The sequence below is a fragment of the Pedobacter sp. Leaf250 genome (assembly GCF_920984735.1).
Classification (GTDB): Bacteria; Bacteroidota; Bacteroidia; order Sphingobacteriales; family Sphingobacteriaceae; genus Pedobacter.
In genome coordinates this window covers 1-23,149 of the sequence record NZ_CAKLBU010000009.1, presented here as the reverse complement: position 1 = coordinate 23,149, position 23,149 = coordinate 1, and the positions used below count along the sequence as shown (strand labels likewise).

The window sequence follows — 23,149 nt, the reverse complement described above, 5'->3', positions numbered from 1 at the left end:
ATTTTTAATCCTTTACAAAACCTGCTCAATTTTGATTTCACTTTCGTTCCCGGTTCTGTCAATTGCTGTAACGGCTATACTCTGTAAATTCTGTTTGATTAATTTTGCTGCATCAGCAAATAAAACTTTCGGTATTTGCAAAAATCTGCTTTTATAATTTAAAATGGTGTAACTCCATTTCCCACCATAATTGGTATAAACAATATACTTGAAGTCATCTTTCTTATTAGCAGGCTTCCATTTGATGTACAAATCGGCCTCTCTATTTTTAGTTTCTACCACGGGCGATAACGGTTTATCATCACCCAACCAAGGCGAAGCAGGTACCAGGGCTTCGTTTTTGTACGGACCTTTTAATAAATCTCTACGCAAACTTTCGTGTGTCAACAGTGCAGCAATGCTCCAATGGGCAGCACCAGGTGATTTTGGCAAAATCCCTCTGGTAATCATAATTTGATTGATAATCTCGTCGCTGTTTTTATCTCCGCCTCCAATTCCACTGTTCATTCCAGGCCACAGGTGACGTTGCTTGGTATTTTCCGATTGCCACCAACCCAACAACACTGGAAAACTTTGAGGGATGTTATTTATCTGCCAATACAACTGAGGCATGAAATAGTCAACCCAACCTTCATTTAACCATAGCTTGGCATCAGCATATAATTTATCATACTGATCAAAACCTTTGATGGATTCAGGGAAGCCTGGTCGCCAGATACCAAATGGACTAATGCCAAATTTGACATATTTTTTTTCACTTTTAATAATTTTGTATACCCTCTTAATAAAAGTATTCACATGATCTCTTCTCCAATCGCCGACAGCCAGCTTACCTCCGTTTTGTTGATATTCAGCATAACTTGCCGAATCGGGAAAATCTGCCCCGCCGTTATATTCGGCATAAGGATAAAAGTAATCGTCGAAATGCACGCCATCAATGTCATAACGTTTTACGATATCCTTGACAACGTCGGCAGATAAGTCCTGGGTACCTTTTTTTGACGGATCGAGCCACCAATAACCCTGTTTAAGTTTATATACCAAATCCGGATGTTTTTTCACAACTGATAATTCTGAAGGTTGACCACCTGAAACATGGTGTGCCCGATAGGGGTTTAACCAAACATGCAATTCCAATCCACGTTCATGTGCTGCATCAATCCAAAATTCCAAAGGATCGTAATATGGTTTCGGGGCCTGCCCTTGAACGCCTGTTAAAAAATACGACCAGGGTTCTAAATTGCTCCTGTATAAAGCATCAGCCTGTGGACGAATCTGAAAGATAACTGCATTAAAATTATTTTTCTTCAAAATGTCTAATAATGCTATGGCTTCATCTTGTTGCTGCTGCGTGGTTAAACTTGGCTTACTAGGCCAATTGATATTCGCTACCGAAGCAACCCATGCTGCCCGAAACTCCCGCTCAGGTGTTGGAATTGGCGGCGCGGAAACCTGAGCCTGTGTGCGTAAAAAACCGGCCGAGAAAGTCAGTAATAACATTAAAAATTTATTGAACATAAATTAAAATTGAATGATAAACATAAAGGATTTATAATGATGAGCCTAAAATTATCTGGAATATTTTACACCATTAAGATTTCATCTCAAAAAAAAAGGCTGGAATTAAATAACTCCAACCTTTCAACTATAAAACTAAACCTAAACTATTTCGATGCTTGAGATTTTAACGAACGAAGCTCACGCTTCAACTCATCAATTTGTTGTTGTTGCTCTTTAATACTTCCAACTAATAATGGAATTAAGTTTTCGTAATCAACCTTGGTTATGGTAGCAGAATTATAGGCGTTTTTACCTGCCTGATACTGCTTTGCTTGTACAGCTACTACCGATGGCACTGCATTTTTAACATCAGCGCCAACAAATCCATACTGTGATGTTGAAGGAAGTTTCAATTTTTCAGCCCAGGTTTTATCGTAATTAAAACTTACGGGTTGAAGTTTAGAAACCATTTCTAAAGAATTATCAACAGGTTTAACATTTTTTTGTGTCACTTCTTGTGCACTGATTTTTAGGGATGCGGTTATTAAAAACACCGCAAAACCCAATGAAATTGCTCGTTTCATATGATTATAAATTTGAATTTAAAAAATGGATTGATATTCTTTCCTAGTTTGGGAAAGACAAATGAACATAAACCGTATTATAAGGAAGGAGGAGGTGTAAGAACCTCGGGAAAGAAAGTTAACTTATTGAAAGAGGCTGGAGCGATTAATTTCTCCTGCTCTTTCTCAGCCCATATAGTATTTTCGATAAAGTTAAAGTGCTGAGTAAAAAATTCAGTTTCTACTTTTTTTTCTTCCTTTTCTGTTGCATCATCATTTGATGAAACATTTTCTATATCAACTGAGGCATAGCTTAAATACGACATTACATTACCAACCTTTAAAAACAAGGCAATGGTAAGGCAAAGGATTAGAGCATATGTACAGTTGCTGAACTTCATTCTTACAAATATAAGTTGTATGAATTAATTAACAAACATTCACTGTTAAAGTTCTGTAACAAAAATAAAATCCATTAAATTAAATAATAAAATGAGTTAATGTTTTAGCGATTAAAAAATCGCTCTTGCAATTTTTTTAGTTTGTTCTGGCCTGCCCATGGTATAAAAATGAAGTACTGGTGCACCGAAATCAATTAATTCCTTGCATTGTTTTATCATGGCTTCTGTTCCAATTTCTTTGGCTTCGGCATTGCTTTTGGCGTAAGATAAAGCATCTGTCAATTCATCTGGTAAATCAATATGGAAAATTTTAGGTAATACATTAAGCTGCGTAAGGGTACTAATCGGTTTCAAACCCGGAATAATTGGAACATTAATATCGTTCTCCCTACATTTCTTAACAAAGTCGAAGTACTTCTGGTTATCGAAAAACATTTGAGTTACGATAAATTCAGCTCCCATATCTACCTTCCTTTTCAAGAATTTAAAGTCTGCATTTAAATTAGGTGCTTCAAAATGCTTCTCCGGATATCCGGCAACGCCGATACAAAAATCACTTTTAAAAGTTTCTATATCTTCATGCAAAAATTTACCATTGTTATGGTTTTTAATGTGCTCGATTAAATCGGTAGCATAACAATGGCCGCCTTTTGTTGGAATAAAAGCCGTATCCGCAGAACGGGCATCACCACGTAAAGCTAACACGTTATCAATACCCAAAAACTGTAAATCAATTAATGCATTTTCAGTTTCCTCTTTTGTAAAGCCACCACAAATCAAATGTGGAACAGCATCAATTTTATATTTATGAATAATGGCGGCACAAATGGCAATTGTACCGGGGCGTTTACGATAGGAAACTTTTTGCAATAAACCATTTTCCTGCTCTTTATAAATGTAATCTTCCCTTAACGAGGTTACATCAATAAACGGCGGATTAAACTCCAATAAAGGATCTATTGCATCATAAATCCACTGAATGCTCTGACCCTTAATCGGTGGTAAAAGTTCAAAAGAGAATAAGGTTTTATCCTTTGCGTTTTTTATATGGTCTGTAATTTTCATTATTGAGTTAAAGGTTGTGAGTTAAAGGTTAAAAGTCTGGATGCCTATTTAACCAGCGTTTGATAATATTTTATAAATCCATTAAGCAATTTTCTTGTTGTTTCAAGTTTTTCTAATAACGCCATCAAGTCTATTTCAGAAATAAAATCTAAATCAAATGCCAGGTATAATTGTGTTTCAACCTCATAAATAGATCCTCTGGCGATATAAAAACTGAATACTGTCTTTCGGATAATTTCTCCCGCATCCTTCAGCGATATTAGATGGAATTGATACTGCAGCTGCTCTCCTTATCTGGCTTGTTAAACCAAATTTTTCTTCACTTGGAAATTGAGAGGATGCTAAGTATACTTCTTTTGAAAGTGCTCTTGCTCCTTTCCAAACATCCAAATCAATATAATTTTTCTTTTCTCTCTCCATATAAGCATTTCGGAATGGCTTACGTTTATTTATACTCACAAACCTATAACTTTCAACTTATAACCTACAACTCTAATATGCCAAATTCGGGCTAAGCCATCTTTCAGCTTCTTCAATGCTCATGCCTTTTCTGCTTGAATAATCTTCTATCTGATCTTTTGTTATTTTTCCTAGGCCAAAATATCTTGATTCGGGATGTGCAAAATAAAATCCGCTTACCGCTGCCGTTGGATACATGGCATAACTTTCGGTTAGATGCAAATCGATTTCTTTTTCGGCATTTAATAACTGAAACAACGTACCTTTTTCGGTATGCTCCGGACAAGCAGGGTAACCTGGCGCCGGACGAATGCCTGCGTATTCTTCTTTAATTAATTCTTGATTGCTTAGGTTTTCATCTTTAGCATAACCCCAATATTCTTTACGTACACGCTCATGCATGCGTTCGGCAAATGCTTCAGCCAAACGATCAGCCAATGCTTTTGCCATGATACTGTTGTAATCATCATGATTTGATTCAAATTCCTCAACCAAAGCATCTATTCCAATACCTGCGGTTAAAGCGAAGCCACCAAAATAATCTTGAATACCACTTTCTTTTGGTGCGATAAAATCTGATAAAGCATAATAAGGTTGCCCATCTACTTTTTCTGACTGTTGGCGCAAAGTGTGAATTACGACAGATGATGGAAGATGTGAAGTGGAAGATGCATTTTCAATTCCATTTTCCATTTTACTTTTTACATCCAGCACAATGTCATCTTCAATTGCATTAGCAGGCCAAAAACCAATTACTGCTCTAGCCGTTAATAATTTGCCATCTAAAATGCGTTTCAGCAAAGTCTGCGCATCATCAAAAAGCTTTTTCGCTTCAACACCAACATTTTTATCATCAAATATTTTAGGATAACTTCCGCGAAGTTCCCAAGTATGGAAAAATGGTGTCCAATCGATGTAAGGAACCAGTTCTTCCAAAGGATAATTATCAAAAACCCTTGTTCCGGTAAATTCAGGTACAGGAAGATTCTCTTTGAAATCTATTTTGAATTTGTTAGCTCTTGCCTCGTCCAATGTTTTGAAACGTTTATCAGAACGTTTATTCAAATGCGCCTCTCTGGCTTTTTCATATTCAGCTTTGATTCCAGCAACATAATCTCCTTTTGTTTCAGGATTCATCAAAGTGCTGCAAACTGTAACACTACGCGAAGCATCTAAAACATGAATGGCCGGACCTGAATAATTAGGCGCAACTTTAACAGCCGCATGAATACGCGATGTTGTTGCCCCACCAATAATCAATGGAATGGTAAAACCCTCCCGCTCCATTTCTTTGGCAAAATGCACCATTTCATCTAATGATGGTGTGATTAAACCACTTAAACCAATTATATCGGCATTTATTTCCCTGGCCTTTTTGATGATCTCCTGTGCAGGAACCATCACGCCCATATCTACTATTTCGAAGTTATTGCAGGCTAAAACTACGCCCACAATATTTTTTCCAATATCGTGAACATCACCTTTAACAGTTGCCATTAATACTCTTCCGGCTGATGAATTTTGATCTTGATCGGGATTATCCAATTTCTCCTGCTCGATAAAAGGGAGCAAGTAAGCCACTGCCTTTTTCATTACCCGTGCCGATTTTACTACCTGTGGTAGAAACATTTTACCAGCACCAAATAAATCACCAACAATATTCATCCCGTCCATTAATGGGCCTTCGATTACCTGAATAGGTCGGGCATATTTCTGACGAGCCTCTTCAACATCGTCATCAAGATATTCTACAATACCTTTTACCAAAGAATGAGATAGTCGTTCTTCAACAGCGCCTTTTCTCCATTCTTCATCCTTAACAATTTCTTTTCCTTTTGATTTTACCGTATCTGCGTATTCCACCAATCGCTCTGTGGCATCATCTCTACGGTTTAAAAGTACATCCTCCACACGTTCTAAAAGTTCTGGTGGAATTTCCTGGTAAACCTCGAGCATACCTGCATTTACAATACCCATATCCAAACCAGCCTGAATGGCGTGATAAAGAAAAGCAGAGTGCATCGCTTCGCGGACTGTGTTATTTCCTCTAAAAGAGAATGAAATATTAGAAACCCCACCACTTACTTTTGCATGGGGAAGGTTTTCTTTAATCCAGCGGGTTGCGTTAATAAAATCTACCGCATAATTATTGTGTTCTTCTAATCCGGTTGCAACGGTTAATATATTCGGGTCGAAAATAATATCTTCTGCAGGGAAACCAATTTCGTGAACCAGTATATCATAACTCCTCTTACAAATTTCTTTTCTGCGCTCGTAATTATCTGCCTGCCCTTGTTCATCGAATGCCATTACAACAACGGCAGCGCCATATTGCATAATTTTGCGAGCACTTTCCCTAAATTTGTCTTCTCCCTCTTTTAAGGAAATTGAATTCACAATTCCTTTACCCTGCAAGCATTTTAAGCCGTTTTCAATAACCGACCATTTAGAGGAGTCGACCATGATCGGCAGTTTCGCGATATCGGGTTCGGAAGCAATAAGGTTTAAGAATTTCGTCATTGCTGCTTCCGAATCGAGCATTCCCTCGTCCATGTTCACATCAATAACCTGGGCGCCACCCTCAACCTGTTGCAGCGCAACAGCAAGTGCAGCTTCGTAATCGCCGCCTAAAATAAGCTTCGAGAATTTTGGAGAACCAGTAATATTGGTTCTTTCACCAACATTTACAAAAATGCTTTCAGGTGTAATGGTTACGGGCTCCAAACCACTTAAGCGCATATAAGGCTCAATTTTTGGAATTTTTCTTGGTGATGACTTTCGGGCGTTTTTAGCAATACACCCAATATGGTCAGGCGTGGTTCCGCAACAACCGCCAACAATATTTACAAAACCCGATTCGATAAAATCATCTACCAAATGAGCGGTTTCGTGTGGTTGTTCATCATAAGCACCAAATTCATTCGGCAAGCCTGCATTTGGATAAGCCGAAACATAGCAACCTGCTTTTGCAGCTAATTCTTCAATATGCGGACGCATTTCTTTAGCACCTAAAGCGCAGTTAAAACCTATACTTAACGGTTTTGCATGCATCACCGAATTTAAAAAAGCCTCTGCAGTTTGTCCCGAAAGTGTTCTTCCCGAAGCATCGGTAATGGTACCCGAAATCATGATTTCGAGTTTACGACCAATTACTTCCTCATATTTTTTAATGGCTACAATAGCCACTTTAGCATTTAAAGTATCGAAAATGGTTTCAATTAAAAGCACATCTGAACCGCCATCTACCAAACCCCGAACCTGCTCATAGTAAGCTTCTTCTAACTCATCAAAGTAAACAGCCCTAAAACCCGGGTCGTTTACATTAGGCGACATAGAAAGCGTACGGTTTGTAGGGCCTATTGCCCCCGCAACGAAACATTGCCTATCAGGATTTGCAGACATAAATTCGTTTACGGCTTCTTTGGCAACACGTGCACCTTCAAAACTTAACTCGTAAGAAAGGTCTTCCATTTGATAATCGGCCATGGAAATGCGCTGTGTACTGAAAGTATTGGTTTCTATAATATCAGCACCCGAATTCAGGTATTCTAAATGTATAGCTTTGATAATATCCGGACGTGTAATGTTCAGCAAATCGTTGTTGCCTTTTACATCACAAGGATGATTTTTAAAACGCTCCCCTCTAAAATCTTCTTCTGTTAATGTATAACGCTGAATCATGGTACCCATCGCACCATCAATTACCAAAATGCGCTTTTCTAATTCTTCTCTTATACCCATTTGTTTATAGCAGCAAGTAGTTAGTAGCAAGTATTAAGATTTAATGGCATGCAACCTAACTGCAGATAATGAGCACAGCATCAGAGAATTTTATCTCGATAACTGATACTTTATACCTGATACTTAAATAGCTTATTTTAAAAGTTGGCACGAGAATCGTAATCCTAAACTTATCTGTTTCCGCTATTTGCAGAATAGAATTTAGCACCTTGTGTGGTTACAGGTTGCTAAGACTTCGTTGGGTCTAATCCCTCCGTCTTTCTTAATAAGCATACAAAAATGCAACAAAGCAACATCAATTCCAAAAATTATCGCGTTGCAACCAAATAAAATTACAAAGGCCATGCAAAATTGCACGGCCTTAAGAATATTGTTTTGTTTTGATGATTATTTCCTACTTCCGAAAATACGTAATAAGAAAAGGAAGATATTGATAAAATCAAGGTATAATGAAAGCGCAGCCATTATCGCTAACTTTTTAGTATCAGCAGATGGGATTGACTCTCCACTTTCTTCGATACCCATTCCAATTCTTTTAATTTTTTGGACATCGTAAGCTGTAAGTGCTGTAAAAACGGCGATACCAACAAAAGCCATAATCAAACTGAATTGCTCACTTTTAATAAACATGTTGGCAATACTTGCGATAAATAATCCTGCAACACCAACCATTAAAATTGGTCCAAATTTACTTAAATCAATATTAGTAGTATAACCCATTACAGCCATAATACCGAAAATACCAGCGGCTGCGGCAAAGCAGGTTATAATTGAAGTACCGGTATAAATCAATAATATAAAACTCAAGCTTACCCCTAACAATACTGAAAATAGCACAAATACGCCAAGCAAAGCACCGTAAGATAATCTTGAAAATCCAGCACCCATCACCAGAACTAAACCTAGGGGAGCAAACATTGCCACATAACCTAGAGCAGTTCTTTTGCCTGTTTCAAAATCGATTAATGCTCTTAATGCTGATTCAGTATTTGATATGTAAAAAGCTGAAAGTGTTGATAGCGCTAAAGCAACAAACATCCATAAAAAGACATTGGCGAAGAATTTTTTTGACACAGAACTTTCCTGTACAAAAACACTATTGGTTTGATAATTATAATTTTGTTGTTCCATTTTTGTTTTTTTTTAAATATTATTTGGTAAATGATGTGAAGCCTTCAAAACTCAAATCTTCATCTAATTTTTCCCAGTGTATTCCAAAAGGAGATATCTGGTATTCATTTCTTTCTTCATCGCTTGCATTTAAAAGTTTTGGAAACCAACTTAAAGGATGGCTTTTATTTTCTCCTGTTACAGTCTTGACAAAAATTCGGTTACTATCAAACCATACTTTAACTTTATTTTCCATGATACTCAATCCATTTCGCGATAATAATTTCTTTATTCTCCTCTATCAAAGATTGTGCAAGATTTATATCCTTATTCTTTAGTCCCTTATTGCTGACAAGCTTAACATCTTCAACTTCGAATTTGGCTTCTCCATCTGCATTTCTGACATGTATATGAACAGGAAGGTGCTCATTGGAGTAAAAGAAAAAGCGAAGTCCGAAAATGATAAATAACGTGGGCATCTGCTAAAAATAACAATTTAGTTCAATCTTTTTGTCAATAGTTCTTCAACTTTCTTAAAGAACTGTAACGGCTTCAAGGTTCTCCATGGCAAATTATCAAAAGCTCCTCCAAAATTAATATAGTAATCAATATTATTATCCCGAAACTCTGAAATTACATGTTCCTGAAAATTAACACCCACGATCCAGCCATCTTCTACTTCCTGAAACCATTCTTCGTAATAACTATCGTCTGATGCGTGAAAATTTAAAACGTTTTCCCCAATCAGAATAAATTTATTGATGCCCTCATCCATCATCAGCTCCAAAATATCACGTTTTAACAACATAATATCATTGTTAATTGCATCATTCCATTCGCCAATAAATTCAATAATTGCATAGCTTCGATCATAATCGGCATACAAAACTTTCATATAAAGCGTATTCGATCCAAATTCATCCCATTGAGGATGTAATAAAAAATTGTAAATCTGTTTATCGAAGTAAATTTCTGAATATTCAGTATTGTAAAATGGTGAGCGCTCATCTTCTGCTGAAACATAATCATCTCTCCACTGGTAATAAGGCTCAATTTCGTGCATCTTAAATTAAAAGTTGTAGGTTATAAGTTAAACGTGTATTTATCCAAACTTTAGTATTGCGAAGGTTTATGAATACCCAGACTTAAAACGTGTAACTTTTAACTTTTAACCCCATGCTGTCCTGCTTCAACTGCTTTACGCACACTTCCGTGCTGATTTAGCAAATCTGCAGCCTCCTCATAAGCAATATTCAATTCATCGGCCACCATTTGAGTGCCACGATCAACCAATTTGTTATTGGTTAACTGCATATCCACCATTTTGTTTCCAACAACTCTCCCCAACTGAACCATCACGGTGGTACTCAACATGTTTAATACCAATTTTTGAGCAGTACCTGATTTCATACGAGTAGAACCAGTAATAAACTCGGGTCCAACAACTACTTCTACAGGAAAATCTGATTCTGCAGCGATTGGTCCGCCAGTATTACACACAATGCAACCAGTTAATATACCATGCTTGCGAGCAGTATTTAAGCCTCCGATTACATACGGAGTTGTGCCCGATGCAGCTAAACCAACTAAACAATCTTTTTCATTAATGTTAAATTCTTTAAGATCTTTCCAGGCTTGCTCAGCGTCATCTTCTGCAAATTCGACAGCCCTTCTGATTGCGGTATCTCCACCGGCAATAATACCCACCACCCAATCGAAAGGCACGCCGTAAGTTGGCGGACATTCGGAGGCATCGACAACGCCTAGTCTACCGCTTGTACCAGCTCCGATGTAAAACAAACGACCGCCTTTTTTCATCCTATCGGCAACTGCCGAAGTTAATTTTTCTATTTGAGGCAAAGATTTTTCTACTGCATAAGCAACAGTTTTATCTTCGTTATTAATGCCCTGCAAAACCTCCAATACCGACATTTTGTCGATATGATCATAGCTAGATTCCTGCTCGGTAACTCTGTTCATATATTTAATTTTGATAAAATTCGGTAAATTCTTTCTAAAAAGTGGCGTAAAATTCTAAAAATATCTCTGCTTTCCTTTATAAGAACAATTACATGAGTTAATTTATGTTAAATATTAGAAACAAAAGACATGAAAATGCAGTTAAAAAATATAGTAAACCGCTAAATTTCATAAATTTGCACAACGCTGATGAAAAAAAATACCCGAAATAACCTACTGATTGCAATAAGCTATTCTGTGATTTTAATAGTGGGTATGATTTTAGGTATAAAATTCATTAAAGATCAAGGTTTCGGTGTCCACAGAGGCCCGCAACTGGCAGTTAATAGTGATGGTAAGTTGGAAGAAATCCTTCATATTATTAACAAAAACTACGTTGATGATATCAATACCGATTCTTTTCAAAACCTTCCGATTGATAGCGTTTTACATCAGTTAGATCCACATAGCGTTTATTTGCCTCCAACCGATGCACAAGATATGACCGACAATTTGGAAGGTAATTTTGAAGGGGTTGGAATTGAATATTACATGCTCAACGATACCATGATGGTAACAGGTGTTGTAAAAGATGGTCCGGCATATCAAGCTGGGATTAAATTGGGAGATAAAATTTTAAGTATTGATACGGCCATTGTAAGTGGCAGAAACTTACCAAAAGATCAATTAACTGGCCGCTTTCGTGGTAGAGCCGGGAGTGGTGTGAGTGTAATCTTGTTGCATAGTGGCACGCAAGTGCAGAGCAAACTGATGGTTACCCGTGGCAAAGTAAATATTAGCAGTATTGATGCTGCTTATATGATTAACCCAGAAACGGGCTATGTTAGAATAAGCAAGTTTGGCGCAAATACCGATAACGATTTTGCCATTGCCGCAAATAATTTAAAAGCCAAAGGGATGAAAAAACTTATCCTGGATCTTCGGGATAATGGTGGCGGATACTTTTCTGCGGCAACAGGTTTGGCCGATCAGTTTTTACCTGAAAATAAGCTCATTGTTTACACGCAAGGCAAGCATGAACCACGAACCGACTATTTTTCTACAGGTTCAGGTGCTTTTCAAAATGGAAAATTAGCAGTACTCATTAATGAAAACACAGCTTCGGCAAGTGAAATTGTTGCCGGTGCCATTCAGGATTTAGGAAGAGGAATAATTGTTGGCCGCCGCTCTTTTGGTAAGGGCCTTGTGCAAGAGCAGTTTTCTTTCGGCGATGGATCAGCATTAAATTTAACAATCGCAAGGTATTATACTCCATCCGGACGTAGCATTCAAAAATCTTACAAAAAAGGTTACGACGCTTACAAACATGAATTGGATGAACGGATGATGGACGGAGAACTAACTGGCGACCGCACATCCTTTCAAGATTCTATAGAGAAAGTGGAAGGGGTAACCATCCAAAACAGTAAAAAACCAAAACCAAGTGGAGGTATACAGCCCGATGTTTTTGTTAAACTTGATACAGCTGGTTACAATAAATTCTATGCCACGCTGGTAAGTAAAAAAATATTATCAGATTATGTTTTTAATGTATTAACGAATAAATACAATGCTGGCTTTATAGAGCAAAATATAAATTCATTCACCTTAGGAGATAATGATTTTAAAGATTTTATCGGTTACATACAGCGTAAAAATGTACAAATCGATCGTTTTCAATTGTATAATTCTAAGTCAGTTATTTTGAGCGATTTAAAAGCCTTGTTGTGCCGATATTATCTTGGTGATGTTGGTTATTATCGTTCAGCTAATCAAACTGATAATGCGGTTAAGCAAGCTTTAATTAATTTGCAATAATTACCGCCAATCCCAAACCACTACATTCCATTCCGTATCTGTTTGATCTGTATAAGTATTAATCGTGCTGAAGCCAATTCTTTCATGGGCTTTCATCGATCTTAAATTAATCGATGCGATTTCGGTAATGGCGAATTCATACCTATCTTTAAAATATTCTTTGTAGGCCTGATAGCATCTATCAAACAAACCTTGCCCACGGTAATTTTTATCTACGCATACTTGTCCAACCACAACATATTGATAGTTTGAAACTGGCCTTCCCTTATATTGAATGTGATCAAAACTTTCATACATTTCCACCAATCGTGGTATATCATTTTTAGACTGCTCAGTCATTCCCAGCACATAAGCTATTACATCATCACCATTTTTAGCAATAATATTTGGTTCATGATGGTGCATCTTCTGTAAATCATCCAATGTATGAGAAACAGTTACAAACCCTTGTTCTTTGATTTCATTAATAGATAAATCTGACCTTAAATTTTTTTTCTGAAGTAATATAATTCCTTCTAAATCTTTTATTGATTTGGATATTAAAATATCAATCATGTGCCCGTTTTAATGATAATTGCCGAATATAAGAAATTCAACAACTCATCCTATATTTTACATCGACACATTTATTACCTTTGTAACATGCTTTTATACAACGTAACCTTAATTTTAGATGATGCCGCAGCCGAAGAATGGTTGCAGTGGATGCAAGAAATTCATATTCCAGAAGTGATGGCAACAGGAATGTTTGTTTCCAATCGTTTACTAAAAGTTCTTGATTCGCCAAATGAAGGTGTAACTTATTGTGCGCAGTACGTTGCTGAAACTATGGAAAATTATAATGAATATTTAGCTGCTTATGCTCCAGCTTTACAAGCAGATTTAAATGAAAAATTTAAAAATCGCTTTGTGGCTTACGGAACTTTAATGGAGTTTGTGAGTTAAAATCCTGACTAAATATTTCAGACCTATTTCAACTTCTCATTATTTTTATGTCTATCCGCATCGCGGATGGTTTTCTTTTCGAGGTTTTTTTCGAGCGCTTCTGTTAAGTTGATACCAGTTTGATTGGCCAAACAAATCAGCACGAACATTACATCGGCCATCTCATCGGCAAGATTTACATCTTCATCACTTTTTTTGAAAGACTGCTCACCGTATTTTCGGGCCATAATTCTGGCAACTTCGCCAACTTCCTCCATTAAAATCGCGGTATTGGTTAGTTCATTAAAATACCTGATACCGGTGGTTTTGATCCAATGATCTACTGTTTCCTGTGCTTCATTTATGGTCATGTTTTATTCCTTGTTTTTTGTATCAATTAAAATAGTTGTTGGTCCATCGTTTACCAAGGCAATTTTCATATCAGCTCCAAAAATTCCTACTTGTATTTTCTTTCCCGTTAAAAGGGATAATTTCTCCATCATTTTATCGTATAACGGAATCGCAACGTCTGGTCTTGCCGCTCTAGTAAATCCTGGTCTATTTCCTTTTTTCGTGGAGGCAAATAGGGTAAATTGACTAATCAGCAAAATATCACCGTTAACATCTGCCAGTGATTTATTCATTAATCCATTTTCATCACCAAAAACCCTCATGTTTACAATTTTTGAGGCAAGCCAATCCAAATCATCGGCCGTATCGGCATCTTCAATGCCCAACAGCACCAAAAATCCATCTTTAATTTGGCCTGTTATATTTCCATCAACAGTGCAACTTGCTTGTGTAACTCTTTGTAAAACTGCTCGCATTTTATATTACTTTTGATCGATAAAATTGATATGCGCAAGATAAGTATTTTAGTGATTTTTGTATTTTTCTTATTTGCTTGTAAGCAGAAATCAATTGTTCACACGACATTTTATTTTTGGAGAACCGATTATAAAAACAACAAATCAGAAACGGAATATCTCCATCAATTTAAATCAAAATCGCTTTATGTGCGCATTATGGATGTAGATTTCAATCCTGATTTTCAACAAGACATTCCGGTTTCACCAATAAAATTTTCTGATCCTTTACCGCAACAGGTTAACATCATTCCAGTTGTATTTTTGGTTAATCGGATTTTTAATCAGATAGATTCGAACAGGATAAAGTTACTTGCTGATCACATTGCAGTTTTTGTTGAGGCCAAAGTAAAACAAGCTGGGAAATCAAATTATTCGGAACTTCAAATCGATTGCGATTGGACCAAAACTACCCGAGACCACTATTTCAATTTCCTTAACCATCTAAAAATCCATCCACTTTTAAAAGGCAAAAATATTTCGGTTACGCTGCGCCTTCATCAGGTAAAAAACGTTGCCACAAGTGGTATTCCACCGGTTGAAAAGGCCATGCTAATGTGTTACAATATGGGTAATCTCCGCAAATATGGAGAGCAAAATTCTATCATTGATCAAAAGGAAATGGATATATATTTGAAAGATTATCTGGAAAATTATCCTTTAAAACTAGATGTGGCACTTCCCATATTTGAATGGGCAGTTGTTTTTAGAAATTTGAAATATGCTGGAATTTCCAAGCGGATTAGCAAAGCTCAATTACGTGATAAAAAATTATTTAAACAAAGAGGCAACACCATTTTATACGATCTTTTAATAGATTACCCTGCCGCTGGTTTGAGACATGGTGATGTGATTCGTTGGGAAGAAATTTCTCCCGAAGATTTACTTGCGTCATCCAAATTTTTATCACGATATTTAAAACCAGAAGAACGAAACCTCGTTTTCTATCATCTCGATATCGACCTTTTAAAACATTTTACGAATGAAGACTTTCAAAAAGTTATCGCTAATTTTTAGCGTTTTCTTGCTTACATTTTTCGGCGAAATTGCTGTAAATATTGCATGTGGTGGCGAAATAGATCCTTACGATTATTACATTACCTATTTCCATAATAATATTGAGGGAGATGAATACACACCATTTGCCTTCAATCAAATGGCCTATTTAAACAGCGAAGAAGATGTAGCGAGTGAATCGGAAATTAATAGTCGTGAATGGGCGAAATATTTGGGCGTTAAAGAACACGATGTACATAAGATTATGTATGAGGTTGATAGCGCAACGAATAAAAAACTTGTTGATTACGATGGGAAACTTTCTGAATTGCCAGACAGTTTGCAACAAAATACCTTTATACAAGGATTGAGCAAAAACAACGCAGTATTGAAATATTACGCCTTCGCCAAAGAATGTGAGCCTTATGCCAATGCAAGCTTTAATCTTTGGGATCCACAACCCCGCGATAGCACAACGATGAACATTTTGGCAAAAGATGCCTTGGAATTAACGAAATTGGAAAAGGATAATTTCCTGAAATTGCGTTACGCTTATCAAGCAGAAAGAATGTTTCATTACGCAGGCCTTCACGCTGAAAGTAAAAATGTTTACGATAAATTTATTAAAACTAATAAATTAAATAGTGCAGTAAAAGGTTGGGCTTTGGCACTTTATGCAGGTTCTATCCGTAGGCTTGGAAATCCAGAAGAATCTGCTTTTTTATTTTCGAAGGTTTTCGCAAGTAATCCCGAAAGAAGAATACAAGCTTACAAGAATTATTATTACAATAGCGCTCCGGTAAATGGTGCATTAAAATATGCCAAAACTAATAACGAAAAAGCTAATATTTGGGCAATAAATGGTTTTGGCAATCCAGATTTTAATATCGAAAGCTTAAATAAAGTTTATCAATATGAACCAAAAAGCGAGTTGAATGGAGCGCTATTGGTTAGAGAAGTAAATAAATTAGAGCAAGCGTTAATTGAATCGAGCGATATTGCGAAAATATCTTACAGTTATTATTTTTCTGCAAACGATAATCAGAAGCAAAAAGATAGTGTGAAGGCAATTAATTTGAAACAATTGAATAACGTTAGGAATTTTGCTGTAAAACTGGCTACAGAAAGGAAATATCCGCAGCCAGAACTCGGGACTTTAACTGCCGCATATTTATCTTGGATGGAGAATAAAGATTTCCTGGCATCGAATTATTTAGCCATTTTAAATCCAGATAAACTTCCTGAAAAATTACGTGACCAATATCGAATTACTGATTTATTGATCAAAGCTAAAAACATCAAAAAAGGAAACCCTTTTAACGAAAACGATTTGTTACCTACCCTGAAATGGCTTGATGGAAAGCGCTTCGCAGAAAATGAAACTCAGGTTAACGATTGGGGAAATGAGGATAAAAGATTTAGCAGAACCACCAGAAATTTTTACCAGCAAATATTAGCACCAGCCTATTTAAAACTGGGCGATACATCAAAAGCTGCGTTGGCTATGGTTAAAGGAGATTTGGAATCTAAAACGTTAAAAGAAAACTCGTTATTTAGAAACATAAGTTACCAGAGTACAACTTTCTGGCAGCAGTATTTAAGTCCGAAAAGTATGCAGGGTTTAGCAGTATATAAAACCAAAGCCGCCGGAAAAGATTTAACTGCCTTATTGGCTAAAGCTTTAAATCAACTTAAAAACGACGATTTTTATGAGCTTTATGGTACTACTTATTTAAGAACGCACCAATACGACAAGGCACTTCAAATGTTTGCAAAGGTATCGCCTAACTATAATTATTTCAATCCTGAAAATTATTATGCGGACGATGCAAACTCGAAGCTTTATTCAAATCCTTTCGTTCAAACGATAAATGATTATCCAAAAAAATTCGTAGCAGCAAAGGCATCAGTTACTAAAAAAGCTTTTGCAACAGAAATGCTTCGCTTGCAAAAACTGACTGTTAGCGATAAAAAGAATGCGGCGCTTTATTATTACAAAATGGCCAACGCTGTTTATCAAACGGGTTATTATGGAAATAGTTGGTTTTTAATCAGCTATGATTGGTCTACGTATGACAACAGCAGTCCGGCGAAATATGGTTATGATGTAGATTACAAAAAAGCCCAAACTGCGAAAGCATGGTACTTAAAGGCTAGAACCTTAAGCACAGATCCTGATTTTAAGGCTAAATGCACTTTTATGTTGGCTAAATGTGCACAAAAGCAAATTATTTTAAATTCGCAATTAAACTCTTTCAGTTATTGGGATAAAGATGATCTGAAGTATAAGAACTTTATCAAAGCAAATTATAATAATCCATACTTTAAAGAATTAAAGTTAAGCTATAGCAAAACACCTTTTTACCAAATTGCCGCTGGAGAATGTAGTTATTTGGGAGATTTTATTTCTAAAAGGTAAAAGATTAAAGACCAAAGAATAACTCGACCGTTACGATGAAAATATCGCTATTTCAGCTTTAGTCTTTGGTCTTTAACCTTTTAGCTCCAACTACCACCTAATCAACGCACTTGCCCAGGTAAAGCCAGATCCAAATGCTGCAAGGCAAACTAAATCGCCATCTTTAATTTTACCAGCTTCCCAGGCTTCGCATAATGCGATAGGAACAGATGCTGCGGTAGTATTTCCGTATTTTTGAATGTTATTAAAAACCTGATCATCACTTAACCCCAATAGGTTTTGTACATACTGGCTGATACGCAAATTCGCCTGATGAGGAACCAGCATATCGATATCTTTTTCGGTTAAATCATTGGCTGCCAAAGCCTCTTTTATTACCTCTGGAAATTTAACAACCGCTTTTTTAAATACAGCTGGGCCATCCATATAAGGCAATGCCGCACCACTTTCCAAAATCTCTGGCGTCATAAATAATCCGCCCAACTCTTGATCAGGAAAAGCAGGTTTATCTTTCATCCATTTATTGGCATGAGAACCTGGATAATACATGGCCAAAATTTCGGCATCTGCACCATCGCTATGTAAATGAGTACTTAAAATCCCCTTACCTTTTTCGTCTGTAGGCTGAAGTACAACCGCTCCTGCCCCATCGCCAAAAATAACCGACACGTTACGGCTGCGGGTTTCAAAATCCATTGCAAAAGAATGTTTCTCGCTACCCACTACTAAAACATTTTTATACATACCCGTTTTAACAAACTGATCAGCAACCGAAAGCGCATAAACAAATCCTGAACATTGATTACGAATATCTAAAGCACCTATTTCGCCCATTCCCATTTCACGCTGCAATAAAACACCGCAGCCAGGAAAGTAATAATCAGGACTTAATGTAGCAAAAACAATAAAATCTACATCCTTTGCTGTAATACCGGCACGTTCTATGGCAATTTTAGCTGCTTCGATACCCATGGTTGTGGTCGTTTCTTCATTACGATCGGCAAAACGACGTTCTTTAATTCCGGTACGCTCTTGAATCCACTCATCGTTGGTATCCATAAAGCGACTTAAATCATTGTTGGTATAAACGTTTTTTGGTACGTAATAACCTATCCCTGCTATTTTAGATTGATGCATGCTCATATTTTAATTTGGTTAACAAATGTATTAAATCAGATGAAAGATAGAAGAGGTAAGATGGAAAATGTAATTTAAAGGCTATTAACATACAAAATAATCATAACCATCTTCCATTTAACATATTACATCTTCCGTAAAAATAGTTATTTTTGCACCCATGTCTACAGAAACCAAAGAAGAGACCTTTACGCTCGAAGAAATTTTAACTTCCCTAAAAACTGTACATCGCCTTATTTTGTGGAATGATGATGTAAATACTTTCGATCATGTGATTTACTGTATGATGAAATATTTAGATTATAACGAATCTCAAGCAGAGAAAATTGCATGGAAGGTACATAATGACGGAAAATGTCCGGTATTAGAAGGCTCATTTACAGAGATGGAAGTTTACCGCAAAATTTTACAGCAAGAAGGATTAACGGTTTCGGTTGATTAATTTGATTCTTTCATTCTTCAAATAACAAATGAAAAATATCGACAAAAGAAGTTTAGAAAATGCTTTCCGTTTATTTGATAGTGGAGATATTACAAAAATCGAAATAGGCTCAACTAAAGGATTACAAGAAATACATCTATCCCTGTTCGATAATTTATCTGACTTCGCTGGCAAAATACGAACATTAAATATTTCAAAAGGTGGCTTTAGGTTCGCAACTGCGCTTTACCTTAACGAAATTTTAGCAAAGGTGGAATTAATGCCAGAAACTACTTTTGAAGAAATTGTTGCAAAATATGTAGAAATGAACATTGCACATCCATTTATGGAAGGAAATGGTAGGACAATGCGAATTTGGTTGGATATGATCTTAAAAAAACAACTTCAAAGATTAGTAAATTGGCAATATATTGATAAAACACTTTACTTACAGGCTATGGAGCGTAGCCCAATTAACGACCTAGAATTAAGAACTTTGCTTTTGGCTAATCTAACCGATGATGTGGACAATAGGGAAGTTATTTTTAAAGGTATAGAACAATCTTATTATTATGAAGGCTATGAAAAAGATAGCGACGATAATTAACTATGATTCTCTAACCCCTTCAAAAGATCATTAAGTTCTATTTGTGTACTTTGTGTTTTATCTTTAGCATACCAACCATGAAGCTTCTCGGCTAAAATTGGCATTTCAGAAGTTTCTTTTCGCCATTCTTTTAGCAATTCTTGCAAAACCTGCGGCCTTGGCGCCCAAGTTGCTAAAACATGATCTGCAATTTCATTAAGCACAATTAAAACCGGAATGGCTCTACCGCCATTAGTTAAGTGCGCATCAATTAAGGGTAGATTTTTATCACGAAGTACAAATTTCAAATCAATTTTTCCTAATGATGCCGTGGCAATTTTATTAAATACAGGAACAATTTGTGCAGCATCTCCGCACCAACCTTCCGTAATTACCAAAAATTTATAGTGCGCTTTTAATCCACTTATGGTTGAGGTTAATTCATCAGTTAAAGTTGCTGTTTTATCCACGCGAGTCATACGTTGCACATTCATTTTAGTGTAGTGCAAATCGTAAGTTACATCACCCGTAGCCTTTCCCTCTAACAAAAGTTGGTCTACCAATGCACGATAGGTTTGATAATCCATTCCCTGATCACTGAAAATTTCGCTGTAATTAACCATAATGTTTCAAATTATGTCGCAAAGGAAAGCAGAAATCACATAAAATTGATCATTGATTTGCAATTTGATTTGCAAATACTAAAAATCTAAAAGTAGATAATTATTTAATTGCAGAAACGTCAGAAACAACCATAGCTTTATGATTATACACGCTAACAATAGGTTTGATATTCTTTTTGGAAAGATTTAGAATTTCAACATTATTTCCAGGTAAAACCGATAAGGTAATCTTACCATCAACAACAGTTTGATCTTTATTGGCATTTTTTACAGTAATCACACTTTTCGTAGGGTTCTGTATATCTACATCAAATGCAGATTTATCAGCCAAATTAACTGTTAATTTTTTATTTGGTTCCAAAGAGATCAGCAGCGTCCACGATTTTGGATCAGTTTTTAATGTTGCACAAGAAGAAATTAATAAGGCAAACAGCAATACTGAAGCAACGGCAAAAACTTTATTTTTCATATTGTATGGTTTAATACTAATCAGATGAAAAATTTTAAACTTTAGTTGCATCACCTTTAACTTTTAAACTCACTTGTTTTATGGAAGTCGATATCAGGATAATCCTGTTTAGTTAAATTAATCATGTAATCACTATCTGATAAATAAACCGGATTTGCTTCCTTATCGAAACCGATATGTTGTTGTTTACGCTTCACAAATTCATCCAATTTCTTCCTGTCAGATGAAGTTACCCAACTTGAACGGGTGTAACTCAAGGTACGAAAACGACATTTAGCGCCATATTCATGCTCCAAACGGAAGTTGATTACCTCGAACTGAAGTTCACCTACTGCACCAATTACTTTTCTATTTCCAGGTTGCATCACAAATAATTGTGCAACACCTTCGTCGGTTAATTGCTCAATGCCTTTTTCCAGCTGTTTAGTACGCATTGGGTCCATGTTTTCTACTTCTTTAAAAATAGATGGAGAGAAACTTGGAATACCTTTAAACTGCAATTTTTCACCTTCGGTTAACGTATCGCCAATTTTAAAGTTACCGCTATCATACAAACCAACCACATCACCTGGCCAAGCTTCTTCAACAATACTTTTTTCGTTCGCCATAAAATCCATCGGATTTGAGAATTTCAGTTTCTTATCCTGACGGGTATGGTAGTAAAACTTATTTCGCTCAAATTTACCCGAACAAATACGCAAGAAAGCAATTCTATCGCGGTGTTTTGGGTCTAAATTGGCATGGATTTTAAACACGAAACCACTAAAGTTTTTCTCTTCCACCAAAACATCACGTTCTTCGGCTTCACGGTGGCGTGGACTTGGAGCAATATCAATAAACGTATCTAAAAGCTCCTTAATTCCGAAGTTATTAATTGCACTACCAAAAAATACGGGTGCAACCAAACCCTCAGTGTATAAATCCTTATCAATTTTGCCGTAAATACCATCAACCAATTCAACATCATCTTTCAGGTTGTTTATCTCATTCTCTTTCAAATAATTCAAAAGTGATGGGTCATTCAAATCATTCGCCGCCACAACCGAATCGGTAACTTTGGTCTTATCAGAGTTGAATAAATTTAAATGTTTATTGTAAATGCTATAAACCCCTTTAAATGTGTGTCCTTGCCCAATTGGCCAGGAAAGCGGACATAAACTGATGTTTAGTTTTTCCTCAATTTCATCCAATAAATCGTAAGCTTCCTTACCCTCACGATCCATTTTATTAACGAAAATAATTACAGGCGTATTCCGCATTCGGCAAACCGACATTAATTTTTCCGTCTGTTCCTCCACACCTTTCACACAGTCGACCACTAAAATTACGCTATCCACAGCCGATAGAGTTCGGTAAGTATCTTCAGCAAAATCCTTGTGCCCAGGCGTATCCAAGATGTTGATGCGCTTGCCGCTGTACTCAAAACCCATCACCGAAGTCGCCACCGAGATACCACGCTGTTTCTCAATTTCCATAAAATCAGACGTATTGCTTTGGTTTGCTTTGTTCCGTTTTACGGCCCCAGCTGTGTTAATGGCACCACCAAAAAGCAGAAATTTCTCGGTTAAAGTGGTTTTGCCCGCATCGGGGTGACTAATAATGGCAAAGGTTTTACGTTTTTCTATTTCAGGGTTAAGCATAATAATTTTGGGTAAAAAATGGCGATGAAACCTGGTTAAAGGAATTTAACTGCGATAAGATTTGAATAATTTTGTTTCATCAGGCTGCAAAGATAAGAAAATTGGTTAACTGTTTGAGCTGGTTAATTGTTTAATCTTTAATAGCGTTATGCTGCTATCCTGTTAATCCTAAAATTTTATAAATCATATTGAGAAAAGCATTTACAGTAATTCTTCGGCAATGGCAGTCCCGCCATTCATTACAATCTTTTTCAAACTTCTGTCATTCTCACACTTTCTGTCATTGCAAGGAGAAACGACGTGGCAATCTTTTTCATCAGTACACAAAAAGTATCCATGTATTAATAAGAGCCTTAGTTCGAGAAGTAGTCAAACTTGCTACAATAAAAAGATAATTTTATACTCAAAACTAAGGCTTATGTCAAATATACGTGAAATTGTAGATTTTTCAG

General features: G+C 36.3%; 23 protein-coding genes, 1 pseudogene and 1 riboswitch. Of the genes and pseudogenes, 6 read left to right on the top strand and 18 right to left on the bottom strand.

The features are described from left to right. Window positions 1–12 precede the first annotated feature (12 nt). The 11 genes and pseudogenes from LUA91_RS09670 to murQ form a co-directional block, all read right to left on the bottom strand. Window positions 13–1,518, bottom strand: a complete 1,506-nt coding sequence (locus LUA91_RS09670) for a glycoside hydrolase family 10 protein (RefSeq protein ID WP_231425843.1) — start codon at window positions 1,516–1,518, stop codon at window positions 13–15. 146 nt (window positions 1,519–1,664) lie between these two features. Next, complete coding sequence (locus LUA91_RS09665) at window positions 1,665–2,084, bottom strand: tail fiber domain-containing protein (RefSeq protein ID WP_231425842.1); 420 nt, start codon at window positions 2,082–2,084, stop codon at window positions 1,665–1,667. A gap of 77 nt (window positions 2,085–2,161) precedes the next feature. Next, the gene (locus LUA91_RS09660) at window positions 2,162–2,464 is read right to left on the bottom strand and encodes a hypothetical protein (protein WP_231425841.1); all 303 of its coding nucleotides are present in this window, start codon (window positions 2,462–2,464) and stop codon (window positions 2,162–2,164) included. Window positions 2,465–2,575: 111 nt separating this feature from the next. Beyond that, on the bottom strand, window positions 2,576–3,529 hold the full coding sequence (locus LUA91_RS09655; RefSeq protein ID WP_231425840.1) for a methylenetetrahydrofolate reductase: 954 nt from the start codon (window positions 3,527–3,529) through the stop codon (window positions 2,576–2,578). 44 nt (window positions 3,530–3,573) lie between these two features. Beyond that, window positions 3,574–3,949 (bottom strand): annotated as a pseudogene (locus tag LUA91_RS09650) (four helix bundle protein). A gap of 72 nt (window positions 3,950–4,021) precedes the next feature. Further along, a complete protein-coding gene (gene metH / locus LUA91_RS09645; RefSeq protein ID WP_231425839.1) occupies window positions 4,022–7,729 on the bottom strand; it encodes a methionine synthase in 3,708 nt (1,235 codons plus the stop codon). 167 nt (window positions 7,730–7,896) lie between these two features. Continuing rightward, window positions 7,897–8,001, bottom strand: a riboswitch (SAM riboswitch). A 115-nt stretch (window positions 8,002–8,116) separates the two neighbouring features. Continuing rightward, window positions 8,117–8,860, bottom strand: a complete 744-nt coding sequence (locus LUA91_RS09640) for a Bax inhibitor-1/YccA family protein (protein ID WP_231425838.1) — start codon at window positions 8,858–8,860, stop codon at window positions 8,117–8,119. A gap of 19 nt (window positions 8,861–8,879) precedes the next feature. Continuing rightward, window positions 8,880–9,095 (bottom strand): DUF2442 domain-containing protein, encoded by a 216-nt coding sequence (locus tag LUA91_RS09635; protein ID WP_231425837.1) that lies wholly within the window; start codon window positions 9,093–9,095, stop codon window positions 8,880–8,882. Next, the gene (locus LUA91_RS09630) at window positions 9,085–9,318 is read right to left on the bottom strand and encodes a DUF4160 domain-containing protein (RefSeq protein WP_231425836.1); all 234 of its coding nucleotides are present in this window, start codon (window positions 9,316–9,318) and stop codon (window positions 9,085–9,087) included. The genes LUA91_RS09635 and LUA91_RS09630 overlap by 11 nt, the downstream gene beginning before the upstream one ends. A 17-nt stretch (window positions 9,319–9,335) precedes the next feature. Then, window positions 9,336–9,902, bottom strand: coding sequence for a hypothetical protein (locus tag LUA91_RS09625; protein WP_231425835.1), 567 nt, complete (start codon window positions 9,900–9,902; stop codon window positions 9,336–9,338). Between the two features lie 98 nt (window positions 9,903–10,000). Then, entirely contained in the window at window positions 10,001–10,819 is an 819-nt protein-coding gene (murQ, locus tag LUA91_RS09620; protein ID WP_231425834.1) for an N-acetylmuramic acid 6-phosphate etherase, read from the bottom strand. A gap of 189 nt (window positions 10,820–11,008) precedes the next feature. Here murQ and LUA91_RS09615 point away from each other — a divergent pair, with 189 nt between their 5' ends. Continuing rightward, window positions 11,009–12,616, top strand: a complete 1,608-nt coding sequence (locus LUA91_RS09615) for a S41 family peptidase (protein ID WP_231425833.1) — start codon at window positions 11,009–11,011, stop codon at window positions 12,614–12,616. Here the strand turns inward: LUA91_RS09615 and LUA91_RS09610 are convergent, their stop codons facing one another. Continuing rightward, window positions 12,617–13,171, bottom strand: coding sequence for a GNAT family N-acetyltransferase (locus LUA91_RS09610; protein WP_231425832.1), 555 nt, complete (start codon window positions 13,169–13,171; stop codon window positions 12,617–12,619). An 87-nt stretch (window positions 13,172–13,258) separates the two neighbouring features. On the opposite strand from LUA91_RS09610, the gene LUA91_RS09605 reads away from it, so the two are divergent. Beyond that, on the top strand, window positions 13,259–13,561 hold the full coding sequence (locus LUA91_RS09605) for a DUF4286 family protein (protein WP_231425831.1): 303 nt from the start codon (window positions 13,259–13,261) through the stop codon (window positions 13,559–13,561). Window positions 13,562–13,584: 23 nt separating this feature from the next. Here LUA91_RS09605 and LUA91_RS09600 read toward each other — a convergent pair whose 3' ends face one another. Next, window positions 13,585–13,911, bottom strand: coding sequence for a nucleotide pyrophosphohydrolase (locus tag LUA91_RS09600; protein WP_231425830.1), 327 nt, complete (start codon window positions 13,909–13,911; stop codon window positions 13,585–13,587). Between the two features lie 3 nt (window positions 13,912–13,914). Next, entirely contained in the window at window positions 13,915–14,367 is a 453-nt protein-coding gene (gene dtd / locus LUA91_RS09595; protein WP_231425829.1) for a D-aminoacyl-tRNA deacylase, read from the bottom strand. 30 nt (window positions 14,368–14,397) lie between these two features. Here dtd and LUA91_RS09590 point away from each other — a divergent pair, with 30 nt between their 5' ends. Both LUA91_RS09590 and LUA91_RS09585 read left to right on the top strand, forming a co-directional pair. Then, entirely contained in the window at window positions 14,398–15,423 is a 1,026-nt protein-coding gene (locus LUA91_RS09590; protein WP_231425828.1) for a hypothetical protein, read from the top strand. Then, entirely contained in the window at window positions 15,389–17,821 is a 2,433-nt protein-coding gene (locus LUA91_RS09585) for a hypothetical protein (RefSeq protein ID WP_231425827.1), read from the top strand. The genes LUA91_RS09590 and LUA91_RS09585 overlap by 35 nt, the downstream gene beginning before the upstream one ends. 90 nt (window positions 17,822–17,911) lie before the next feature. Here LUA91_RS09585 and LUA91_RS09580 read toward each other — a convergent pair whose 3' ends face one another. After that, on the bottom strand, window positions 17,912–18,958 hold the full coding sequence (locus LUA91_RS09580; RefSeq protein ID WP_231425826.1) for a 3-oxoacyl-ACP synthase III family protein: 1,047 nt from the start codon (window positions 18,956–18,958) through the stop codon (window positions 17,912–17,914). 160 nt (window positions 18,959–19,118) lie between these two features. Between LUA91_RS09580 and LUA91_RS09575 the strand changes: the two genes are divergently transcribed. Together LUA91_RS09575 and fic are read left to right on the top strand one after the other, a co-directional pair. Further along, window positions 19,119–19,400: an ATP-dependent Clp protease adaptor ClpS gene (locus LUA91_RS09575; protein WP_010599054.1), complete on the top strand. Its 282-nt coding sequence runs from the start codon at window positions 19,119–19,121 to the stop codon at window positions 19,398–19,400. A 28-nt stretch (window positions 19,401–19,428) separates the two neighbouring features. Beyond that, a complete protein-coding gene (gene fic, locus LUA91_RS09570) occupies window positions 19,429–19,986 on the top strand; it encodes a protein adenylyltransferase Fic (protein WP_231425825.1) in 558 nt (185 codons plus the stop codon). Here fic and LUA91_RS09565 read toward each other — a convergent pair. From LUA91_RS09565 to LUA91_RS09555, 3 genes are all read right to left on the bottom strand, one after another. After that, complete coding sequence (locus LUA91_RS09565; RefSeq protein ID WP_231425824.1) at window positions 19,983–20,588, bottom strand: thioredoxin family protein; 606 nt, start codon at window positions 20,586–20,588, stop codon at window positions 19,983–19,985. The genes fic and LUA91_RS09565 overlap by 4 nt on opposite strands. A gap of 100 nt (window positions 20,589–20,688) precedes the next feature. Then, window positions 20,689–21,057: a hypothetical protein gene (locus tag LUA91_RS09560; protein ID WP_231425823.1), complete on the bottom strand. Its 369-nt coding sequence runs from the start codon at window positions 21,055–21,057 to the stop codon at window positions 20,689–20,691. A gap of 56 nt (window positions 21,058–21,113) precedes the next feature. Continuing rightward, complete coding sequence (locus tag LUA91_RS09555) at window positions 21,114–22,697, bottom strand: peptide chain release factor 3 (protein WP_231425822.1); 1,584 nt, start codon at window positions 22,695–22,697, stop codon at window positions 21,114–21,116. Window positions 22,698–23,149: the final 452 nt, after the last annotated feature.

Coding starts and splice junctions, on each gene's coding strand:
- LUA91_RS09670 (WP_231425843.1), bottom strand. CDS start 1,518: ATGTTCAATAAATTTTTAATGTTATTACTGACTTTCTCGGCCGGTTTT.
- LUA91_RS09665 (WP_231425842.1), bottom strand. CDS start 2,084: ATGAAACGAGCAATTTCATTGGGTTTTGCGGTGTTTTTAATAACCGCA.
- LUA91_RS09660 (WP_231425841.1), bottom strand. CDS start 2,464: ATGAAGTTCAGCAACTGTACATATGCTCTAATCCTTTGCCTTACCATT.
- LUA91_RS09655 (WP_231425840.1), bottom strand. CDS start 3,529: ATGAAAATTACAGACCATATAAAAAACGCAAAGGATAAAACCTTATTC.
- metH (WP_231425839.1), bottom strand. CDS start 7,729: ATGGGTATAAGAGAAGAATTAGAAAAGCGCATTTTGGTAATTGATGGT.
- LUA91_RS09640 (WP_231425838.1), bottom strand. CDS start 8,860: ATGGAACAACAAAATTATAATTATCAAACCAATAGTGTTTTTGTACAG.
- LUA91_RS09635 (WP_231425837.1), bottom strand. CDS start 9,095: ATGGAAAATAAAGTTAAAGTATGGTTTGATAGTAACCGAATTTTTGTC.
- LUA91_RS09630 (WP_231425836.1), bottom strand. CDS start 9,318: ATGCCCACGTTATTTATCATTTTCGGACTTCGCTTTTTCTTTTACTCC.
- LUA91_RS09625 (WP_231425835.1), bottom strand. CDS start 9,902: ATGCACGAAATTGAGCCTTATTACCAGTGGAGAGATGATTATGTTTCA.
- murQ (WP_231425834.1), bottom strand. CDS start 10,819: ATGAACAGAGTTACCGAGCAGGAATCTAGCTATGATCATATCGACAAA.
- LUA91_RS09615 (WP_231425833.1), top strand. CDS start 11,009: ATGAAAAAAAATACCCGAAATAACCTACTGATTGCAATAAGCTATTCT.
- LUA91_RS09610 (WP_231425832.1), bottom strand. CDS start 13,171: ATGATTGATATTTTAATATCCAAATCAATAAAAGATTTAGAAGGAATT.
- LUA91_RS09605 (WP_231425831.1), top strand. CDS start 13,259: ATGCTTTTATACAACGTAACCTTAATTTTAGATGATGCCGCAGCCGAA.
- LUA91_RS09600 (WP_231425830.1), bottom strand. CDS start 13,911: ATGACCATAAATGAAGCACAGGAAACAGTAGATCATTGGATCAAAACC.
- dtd (WP_231425829.1), bottom strand. CDS start 14,367: ATGCGAGCAGTTTTACAAAGAGTTACACAAGCAAGTTGCACTGTTGAT.
- LUA91_RS09590 (WP_231425828.1), top strand. CDS start 14,398: ATGCGCAAGATAAGTATTTTAGTGATTTTTGTATTTTTCTTATTTGCT.
- LUA91_RS09585 (WP_231425827.1), top strand. CDS start 15,389: ATGAAGACTTTCAAAAAGTTATCGCTAATTTTTAGCGTTTTCTTGCTT.
- LUA91_RS09580 (WP_231425826.1), bottom strand. CDS start 18,958: ATGCATCAATCTAAAATAGCAGGGATAGGTTATTACGTACCAAAAAAC.
- LUA91_RS09575 (WP_010599054.1), top strand. CDS start 19,119: ATGTCTACAGAAACCAAAGAAGAGACCTTTACGCTCGAAGAAATTTTA.
- fic (WP_231425825.1), top strand. CDS start 19,429: ATGAAAAATATCGACAAAAGAAGTTTAGAAAATGCTTTCCGTTTATTT.
- LUA91_RS09565 (WP_231425824.1), bottom strand. CDS start 20,588: ATGGTTAATTACAGCGAAATTTTCAGTGATCAGGGAATGGATTATCAA.
- LUA91_RS09560 (WP_231425823.1), bottom strand. CDS start 21,057: ATGAAAAATAAAGTTTTTGCCGTTGCTTCAGTATTGCTGTTTGCCTTA.
- LUA91_RS09555 (WP_231425822.1), bottom strand. CDS start 22,697: ATGCTTAACCCTGAAATAGAAAAACGTAAAACCTTTGCCATTATTAGT.